Origin of the sequence: Microbulbifer aestuariivivens (assembly GCF_039545115.1) — a bacterium.
GTDB classification, from domain to species: domain Bacteria; phylum Pseudomonadota; class Gammaproteobacteria; order Pseudomonadales; family Cellvibrionaceae; genus Microbulbifer; species Microbulbifer aestuariivivens.
Genome location: NZ_BAABRT010000044.1, coordinates 1 through 2,597 on the forward strand (window position 1 = coordinate 1; position 2,597 = coordinate 2,597).

At 51.3% G+C, this 2,597-nt stretch carries 2 protein-coding genes; both read right to left on the bottom strand.

The genetic code is table 11. The features are described 5' to 3' along the window. Positions 1-415: 415 nt before the first annotated feature. Positions 416-775 carry a hypothetical protein gene (locus ABEA58_RS14150; RefSeq protein WP_345552537.1) on the bottom strand — a complete coding sequence of 120 codons (360 nt, stop codon included), beginning with the start codon at positions 773-775 and terminating at the stop codon, positions 416-418. 82 nt (positions 776-857) lie between these two features. After that, entirely contained in the window at positions 858-1,292 is a 435-nt protein-coding gene (locus tag ABEA58_RS14155; RefSeq protein WP_345552539.1) for a hypothetical protein, read from the bottom strand. Positions 1,293-2,597 lie beyond the last annotated feature (1,305 nt).

The window sequence follows — 2,597 nt, forward strand, 5'->3', positions numbered from 1 at the left end:
GGGCAGCCGAAGCGCAGCGTAGGCTGTCCAGCCCAGCCACCGGCTGGGCGAACCTGCCTAGCTTGGTTATAGGTGCCGTACTGGACACCCGCTACCGGCACGCTGCCAGCCACGGCTTGGCTGGCCAGCGCCCAATGTTACGAGGGAAGAATACCGCACTTCCCCCACCAAATTATTGACTTAATAGCAACCAACGATACTGCAGTGGAATGGCCACCTTCTACCGAACCAGAGAGAACGCTCTAGGAACGAAGCTGCTTGATCACGGAACACCCTAGCAGCCCAATGCTGGACGCTTTACCTGCGTAAAAAAATACACGCTGGCACCGGCAACATTTTTTACCGCCCGGCAACATAACGCCGTGCTCTGGGGCAAACCGAAGCGCAGCGTAGGTTTGTCCCTAGCAGCACTTTGTTAAATGCCAACACTCGATTCCAGCCTAGGACCACAAACATCCTCGGTATATGCTGCTGTTATTTCAGCATTTACAAATTTAGCTGTAATTGCAAAGTGCCCCTTTCCCACGCCATTCGCAACTTTGAAAGCTAGCGGTGCTGCTAACTCACCCGGTGATTTTTTGTCAATAGGATAGGCCCACAACGTGACGGACCGTAATTGATGACCATCAAGCGAAGCCGGCAACGAAAAATACGTAACTCCAGCGTCATTTTGCATCGCAATTTTCTCGCCATTTGGCGGAACATAGGTGGAACAAGTTAGCGCTTCAACAGAGGCTGACAAAATAATAAGAATTATCGGAGCTAGAAATTTCATAAGCATTTAACGTTGAGGCAATGGGCAAAGCACGCAGTGCTTTGTCCAGCCGAAGGCGTTCATTGGCCGTTTTGTTAGCGCTTTACTCACACCAATTTACCTCTACTTTTCGTATTTTATCTGTGTTAACTGGACCGGCAGAAAACCCACACTCGTTACTTCCGCAAGCATAACCAAGCGCACCTGTAACTTCACCGTACTCAGTAACCTGGGCAACTGACTTACCATCTATGAAGTAATAACGAGTTTCGTCATGCCCACTTGGTAAGAAGATTGGGATCGGTATGACTACCACAAAAGCACCAACACCTGACCAGCTATAACCATCATAGTATGTGATAACTTCACATTTTCCTAAAGTAGAAATAGTATCTGGATGGCCACGACTTGCGATAATCTCATCTTTGGTGAGAGAGGTGTTTTCTTGTTTGCTCTCGAACGTACCAAAGGTTCCGACAGCTAAGCCAATACACCCTGTAAGTAATTGGGTTAAGCAGATAAGGATAATTATTCTCATGCTCTCTCCTGAGCCCTAACGCTGCTAGCAGGGGCAGCCGAAGCGCAGCGTAGGCTGTCCAGCCCAGCCCCGAAGGGGATGGGCGAGCCTGCCTAGCTTGGTTATAGGTGCCGCACTGGACACCCGCTACCGGCACGCTGCCAGCCACGGATTGGCTGGTCACTGCCAAATATTACGAGGGAAGAATACCGCACTTCCCCCACCCATTTATTAACTTATTGGCATTCCCCGATACTGCAGCGGACTAGCCATTTCTTGCGAACCAGAGCGAACGCTCCAGGAGCGAAACTGCTTTAGCCCAGAACGGCCACGCTGCTCAATGCTGGACGCTAAAACAGTGCGAAAAATTACATGCAGACACTGACAATAATTTTTACCGCCCGGCAACATAACGCCGCTAGCAGGGGCAGCCGGAGCGCAGCGTAGGCTGTCCAGCTCAGCCACCGGCTGGGCGAACCTGCCTAGCTTGGTTATGGCTGACGCGCTCCGGACCAGCTACTTGCACTTTGCCAGCCAGGGATTGGCTGGCCACCGCCCGATATTACGAGGGAAGAAAACCGTACTTTCCCCACCAAATCATTAACTTATTGGCACTCCACGATACTGGTGTGGAGTAGCCACCTCTACTGATCCAGAGAGAACGCTCTAAGAGCGAAACTACTGGAATGGTCCTCACTAAGACTTATTGATAGTGGAGGCTAAATTAGTGGCCAGAGTTGTACACCGGCACAGACAATATTTTTTACTGCCCGGCAACATAACGCCGCTAGCAGGGGCAGCCGGAGCGCAGCGTAGGCTGTCCAGCCCAGCCACCGGCTGGGCGAACCTGCCTAGCTTGGTTATAGGTGCCGCACTGGACACCCGCTACCGGCACGCTGCCAGCCACGGCTTGGCTGGCCACAGCCCAATGTTACGAGGGAAGAATACCGTACTTCGCCCGCCAGATTATTAACTTATTGGCACTCCACGATACTGCAGTGGTCTAGCCAGATCTACCGAACCAGAGAGAATGCTCTTGGAACGAAACCGCTTGCGCCCGGAATGGCCAAGCTGCTCATTGCTGGACGCAAAAACAGTGCAAAATATTACCCGCTTGCACCAACAACAATTTTTACCGCCCGGCAACATAACGCCTAAAGCACCGGGGGCAAAACCAGAGCGAAGCGGAGGTTTTGACGTGATCTTGCCCCGATAAAACGGACACACCATCTTTTACGCTGCTATTCGCTCATATTCAATCGGGGACTGATAATTTAATGCGGAATGCAGCCGTTTACGATTGTAAAAATCATTAATATACCGAGC

Bases quoted from the DNA above. Each gene is read 5' to 3' on its own strand.
- ABEA58_RS14150 (WP_345552537.1), bottom strand. From the start codon at position 775: ATGAAATTTCTAGCTCCGATAATTCTTATTATTTTGTCAGCCTCTGTT.
- ABEA58_RS14155 (WP_345552539.1), bottom strand. From the start codon at position 1,292: ATGAGAATAATTATCCTTATCTGCTTAACCCAATTACTTACAGGGTGT.